Source organism: Dyadobacter psychrophilus (assembly GCF_900167945.1).
Taxonomy (GTDB): Bacteria; Bacteroidota; Bacteroidia; order Cytophagales; family Spirosomataceae; genus Dyadobacter; species Dyadobacter psychrophilus.
The window spans coordinates 1-5375 of sequence record NZ_FUZA01000024.1 but is presented as its reverse complement, the minus strand read 5'-3'; the positions used below and the strand labels follow the sequence as shown (position 1 = coordinate 5375).

The 5375-nt window shown below is 42.8% G+C and carries 6 protein-coding genes; 4 read left to right on the top strand and 2 right to left on the bottom strand.

The genetic code is table 11. From position 1 onward, the window contains the following. Positions 1-251 (top strand): transposase (locus B5X68_RS29125; RefSeq protein ID WP_212568046.1); only part of this gene is annotated, 251 nt, incomplete at its 5' end. A gap of 1231 nt (positions 252-1482) precedes the next feature. Here B5X68_RS29125 and B5X68_RS28450 read toward each other — a convergent pair. Beyond that, positions 1483-1977 carry an SDR family oxidoreductase gene (locus B5X68_RS28450; RefSeq protein WP_262485888.1) on the bottom strand — a complete coding sequence of 165 codons (495 nt, stop codon included), beginning with the start codon at positions 1975-1977 and terminating at the stop codon, positions 1483-1485. 47 nt (positions 1978-2024) lie between these two features. Here B5X68_RS28450 and B5X68_RS28445 point away from each other — a divergent pair, with 47 nt between their 5' ends. Both B5X68_RS28445 and B5X68_RS28440 read left to right on the top strand, forming a co-directional pair. Beyond that, positions 2025-2369 (top strand): winged helix-turn-helix transcriptional regulator, encoded by a 345-nt coding sequence (locus tag B5X68_RS28445; RefSeq protein ID WP_082218160.1) that lies wholly within the window; start codon positions 2025-2027, stop codon positions 2367-2369. Positions 2370-2707: 338 nt separating this feature from the next. Then, entirely contained in the window at positions 2708-3634 is a 927-nt protein-coding gene (locus tag B5X68_RS28440) for a hypothetical protein (protein ID WP_141110453.1), read from the top strand. Between the two features lie 96 nt (positions 3635-3730). Here the strand turns inward: B5X68_RS28440 and B5X68_RS28435 are convergent, their stop codons facing one another. Beyond that, positions 3731-4126 carry a ribosomal maturation YjgA family protein gene (locus B5X68_RS28435; RefSeq protein ID WP_082218162.1) on the bottom strand — a complete coding sequence of 132 codons (396 nt, stop codon included), beginning with the start codon at positions 4124-4126 and terminating at the stop codon, positions 3731-3733. A 309-nt stretch (positions 4127-4435) separates the two neighbouring features. Here B5X68_RS28435 and B5X68_RS28430 point away from each other — a divergent pair, with 309 nt between their 5' ends. Beyond that, positions 4436-4942 carry a putative antibiotic biosynthesis monooxygenase gene (locus B5X68_RS28430; protein ID WP_082218158.1) on the top strand — a complete coding sequence of 169 codons (507 nt, stop codon included), beginning with the start codon at positions 4436-4438 and terminating at the stop codon, positions 4940-4942. The last annotated feature ends 433 nt before the right edge of the window (positions 4943-5375 follow it).

The window sequence follows — 5375 nt, the reverse complement described above, 5'->3', positions numbered from 1 at the left end:
AACAAGTCCGGCAAAGTACGGTAGAGCCGGTCTTTGGAAGCCTGGTTCATTATTACGGATTAAGCAAAATAAATGTTCTAGGAAAAGCCTCGGCACATAAGGTAATGCTAATGGCTGCGACCTGCTTCAATCTTAAAAAGTATCTCAAAACATTTAAAAGGAAATTGACAAATAGTGCAGCAGTAGAGACCGTTGCGCACTTAATCAGCGCATTTTTGAAGTCCTCGATTGCTTTTACCTTGAAATTTTGAGAATCTCACAAGTCAGATTTTAGAATTCCTCAAATTCATTTGTCAGGATAGTTCCGCAACGGCCACGGTGGTTAAAATGAACTGTTTACTCGATCCAAGTCTTCATAGTGGTTAGTTGGGTACGAGTTAGCGTTGTATGCCGAAGTGCCTAAAAAGCACTTCACCGGCAGGCTCAGTCACAGAAACTAAAAGGGGGCAGCACAGAAACGGCTGTTTGTAGAATTTGGTAGTTTACTAGTTCAACCTAATTCTTTTTTATATATGTAATCTGAATTGGGCCTCCTGGAGCCTGAAGCCTTAACTCGGGATTTGGGCCTAGACATGTGTTTTTAACATTGCCCGAGATAGTATAATTCCAGTTATTTTCATCCTTACTTATTTCCCAAACAGTATCAACATCACAAGCACGTACGCTTATCACACTTAATATTGAATCTGGAACAACAAAAGTACCGTCGCCAATGTATCTGGCTTCTCGGTTATCTAGAATACGGCTCGTTGAGCCGTCACAACCACAGTCCTCACCATTTTTTGAACATGCGAACGCAAAAATGGACAGCATAACGAAGTAGAATGGAATCTTTTGGATGAAACGCATATCGTATATGGTTTAATACTCACAAGAGTGATCCAGAAAGTATGAAAATAGTTGGAAAGCATAGAACAAAAAACCTGGCATTTCCGGAATGACTCGTCTACATTTTAAAATGTGGTTATTCGAGTTCACCTTCTTGGATCAAGCACATCTTCCCGTTCGTCGATTCACTTTGATACCAAAATAGCGGGTGGTTACCTCCAACTATACGATCTTAACCTGCCAAATTATTCGGTGGTTTTTCCGTACTCTCCCGGTTAGCAGCCAAGTGATCAGTATCCTATCATCGAAGACCTTAAAAGAGTATAGTTTAGTAGTACATGAAATCAAATTACATTCTATTTCGACCTGAGGGGTTTGAGCACGTTTCGAATGCTTCTTTTTCGCACCTGTTTAAAAGAAAGAGCGGAACCAAGACTTGGATAAAAATTCTTCGGAAAGTATCTTTGTAAGGCAATGGCAGCTTGATTATTTCTTGGTGAGCGATTCGGTGAGCAGAAATTTTGACATTTTATAAGTAACTGATATTTAGGAAGATCTGAGGGGAGTTCGACTCCCCGCATCTCCACAAAATGCCGTTTCGGATTCCCGGAGCGGCATTTTTGCGTTTTGTGTAGCCAGTTTGCGTGGATAAGGTTATTTAGACAAATAGCTTAGTCCGCCATCAACAAGGATTTCAGCGCCAAGTATGAACGATGAATCATCGGAAGCCAGGAAAACCGCTGTTTTACCAATGTCAGATGGTTGCCCGATCCTGCCTATCGGCATTACATCTGCCCAGTATTTTTTAACAGCTTCAAGTTGCTCTACGGGGACGAATTTGTCAAATACGGGTGTATCAGTTGTACCAGGGGATATTACATTAGCTCTGATTTTTCTATGCAAAAGGTCGTTTGAAAAGCCTTTTGCGAAATGGATTACAGCCGCTTTGGCAGCGCCATAAAGTGAAAATGAGGCATATGCCCGGTGCGCTGCATTTGACCCGGTCAGAATGATTGAACCACCATCATTCATATACGGCAACGCCTTATTAACAGTGAAATACACACTTTTCAGGTTCAGATCCATCGTCCTGTCATAGTCTGCTTCACTGGTATCTGCCACAGAACCAAATGCTGCTCCCGTAACTATAATAGTCTATTCTGGTTACCAATGGGTAACTACAAATTTTTACGGATATGAGAGACGACAGATTTTGCAATTCAAATTGCCCTTTTACGAGAGCTATCGGCACGATAGGTAATAAATGGAAACCCATCATTATCAATGTAATGGGCACACGTAGCATGCGTTTCGGTCAGTTAGACGCCATAGTGCCGCACATTTCGAGGAAAGTACTGACCGAACAGTTGAAAGAGCTGGAAGAAGACGGCTTATTAGAGAGATTGGCTTATAAGGAATTACCGCCAAGGGTAGAGTATCGGTTGTCCGAAAAGGGCCTAGCTTTTTTGCCGATTTTAGAACACATTAAAGAGTGGAATTTGAAGTATGAAGTCGCCACGATCCCCAAGGAGACTGATTAAAAAATATGCCGGATAGGATGGTCCTTTCGTTCTGGCCTTCCCCTCCAAAGTCGGTCCAGGTCGTGAAAGTGAGATGCTAAGCTCATATGTAACCTTTGTTTTATTATATTGAGGCATAAATTCTAGCCTCTTTTACAAAAGCATATAGGTAAATGGGTACGTTTCTGGTATTTCTGGTTGTCTTTCTTCCCATGGGTTGGATATTGTGGCGAATGCTGCGATTCACGCGTGACACAATCGGCACAAATTCCCCTCTGAAGGTGCAACGAATTTATTACACAACGTTCCAATCGGTTTTCGTAAGAATTGAATATCTATTTGTGTTGATATGCGCTTTTATGGGTGTTGTAGTTATAAAAGCTGCTCTTTTTTCAACCTTCTCAGGACCTGATCCGGTGATTGCCCGAACGATTCTATTAGTCATGTCATTCGTATTTCTCTGCTTGGCGGCGGTTATTTTAGTTATCGACCTAAATCACTGGCCTTACGCTCGCGGCGTGGTGATTACAACTTTTCCGGATGAGCATGAACTGGATATAAAACTTCCTGACGCAACTTTACGCATCAGAGAAGGCGACATTCGCAAAGTCAGTATTTATCATAACAATGCCAAGTTGCAACAGGGGTTTGTTCAATTCCACCTTAACAATGGCGGCAGCTTTCTGCTTTCCTTCAGAACAGAAGGTTTGGAGGTTATACAAGAATATTTCAAGGGCATACCAGTAGAGGATTTTGTGCGTCATGTTCCTTTGATAAGGAGGACTTCGCAGGTCAGAAATCCTGAGCATGAAGTTCCGGTTAACGAAAATCGGTATGACTGGCTGGCCAATTTCATCGTATTTCTTTTGGGTGTTTGCTTTGTTGTAATGACCTATATGATGTACATTGATGCGAAATGGCAGGACGACATGTCTACCCATTCACCGGTTGTTTGTATGAAAATCAAATACCGAACAAGGGGAGCAGGAACAGTTAAGTATCCCGATCAGGTCTACGCGGAGTACCTGAGCAAAACCTATCATTTTGATATGGGCAGGAAATACTACAGGAGCCTATTGGGTGTAGATACCATCGCAGTTTATTATGACCAAGCCAGTGACAGGGCATTTCTGCCCACCTCCGGGCAGGTCAAACATTATACTGGTCTCTACCTGCTTATCGGAGGCGTTGGTCTGTTGTTAATCGGGAAAAGTACGTGGGAGTTTATTAAGATTGTGAGGAAACGAAATACGAAAACAAGCAATCACCTTAGCCAGATAGTGTAGGCACAAAAATTAGACGCAGAAACGATTTGTTACGAGCCTTGCACCACAGCCCAATGAAAGGTACAAAGCAAAAAGTGACGACCGCAAATTTTTGGTTCAGTTCTTAACGGTTCCGATCAGACAAACTTCCACTCTTACCCCAAGCCCGACGCCAACGCTGTAACAGAGCAAATCGCTCCAGACGAATGTAAACCCAAGTTTCAATCCTCCTAGGGGTATATTTCGGATAGCATCAATCCACTCTGCATGGTATAGTTGACTAGCTTCAACGCTTACCGAAAATCCTAATGCAGCCGCAGCCACTTTCCACGTCGGCCAACTACGAAAAACAAAAGCGAAGCCATAAAACACCATCATCGACCACAACGCATCACCTACATAAAGTTTAATGAATGCATAATGCCCGAGCAGATGCCGCGATAAAAAACCAACGAGCATCACACCGGCTGTAAGTAACCCGTAGCTTAGCCGGTTGCGAAAAGTAATTGGCATAGCAGACCTGTTGTACATTATAACGAATTATGCCTCCTTCCGGTAATCCAGCATGAGGTCGAGATACAAACCGCCCGGGAGCAGCGCCACCCTTTTTAGAACGGCGGGTTAGGTGTAGGAAAGATATGCAAATAATTTAATCCCGAAAGAGACGAACTGAATGTCCGGCAGAAACTTGGTCATCATAAGTGGCAACTACGGTAAAGATGTATTGTTTCATCATTGTTATTCAGGTTTAGTTTTGTATAGTTACTTACTTTAAGAAAAAGACTCACTATAAACCGCATAACAAATTGATAATCAACTCTTATGCCCATTCACGTAGCTATAACCCGTAAAGTACTTCCTGGAAAAGAGGAGGAGTTCAAAGAAGCGTTGCGACATTTTTTGGGAGATTCTTTTTTGCATGGCGGCGTTCATGGCGCGGCAATGATGACTGCTTTACCTGGCAGTGATAGCCGGGAAATAGGGATATTAAGAACTTTCGCCAACAAGTCCGAGCGTGATGCTTTTTATAATTTAAAGCTTTTCAAAGACTGGGAAGCCTATGCATCGACATTGACCGAAGAGCCAGTCTATCGGGAGCTTACCGGGCTGGAAGCTTGGTTCCGCTCACCAGTTCCTCCTCCGAGGTGGAAAATGGCGGTGGCAACACGCTGCGGAGTATATCCGACCAGTCTATTCCTGACTTATGCTCTTGGGCCGTTCATTCAGGCGCTTCATCCTGTATTAAGGACTTTGATTGTAGCCGGATGTATGGTAGGATTGCTTACCTGGGTTGTGATGCCGCAGGTTACGAAGGTGCTGAAACCTTAGCTTTCCGGAACCTCGGAAAATAACAAGTAACATTAGTAGTGGCCCGTCTGCAACTCGGTACGGGGAAAGATATAAAGCAAAAAGTGACGACTGCAAAGCCGTCGGCTATTTATGTTATGTCCATAAAGTGTTTTCTAAAAACCGAAGTAAAGAAACTGCTTCGTCCCGATACCCCCTAACAAGAACAGACCTACTAGCAGAAAGTCAATGAAGATCACCTCTGCCCACAATAACTTGCCTTGATAGGCATTTGTGTTAGCAATTTTAGATGGAATCCCATTGTGGTCTATTACTAAAAAAGCAATTGCTGCTATTAACAATAATACGGAATATGCTAATTGACGTGGTTCCCTTTTGGTTTACACTTTTGCGGGTTAGTAAATATTTAAAACTTCAATTCTTATCCCGTTTGTCGGTAATATTCGGCCTCAAA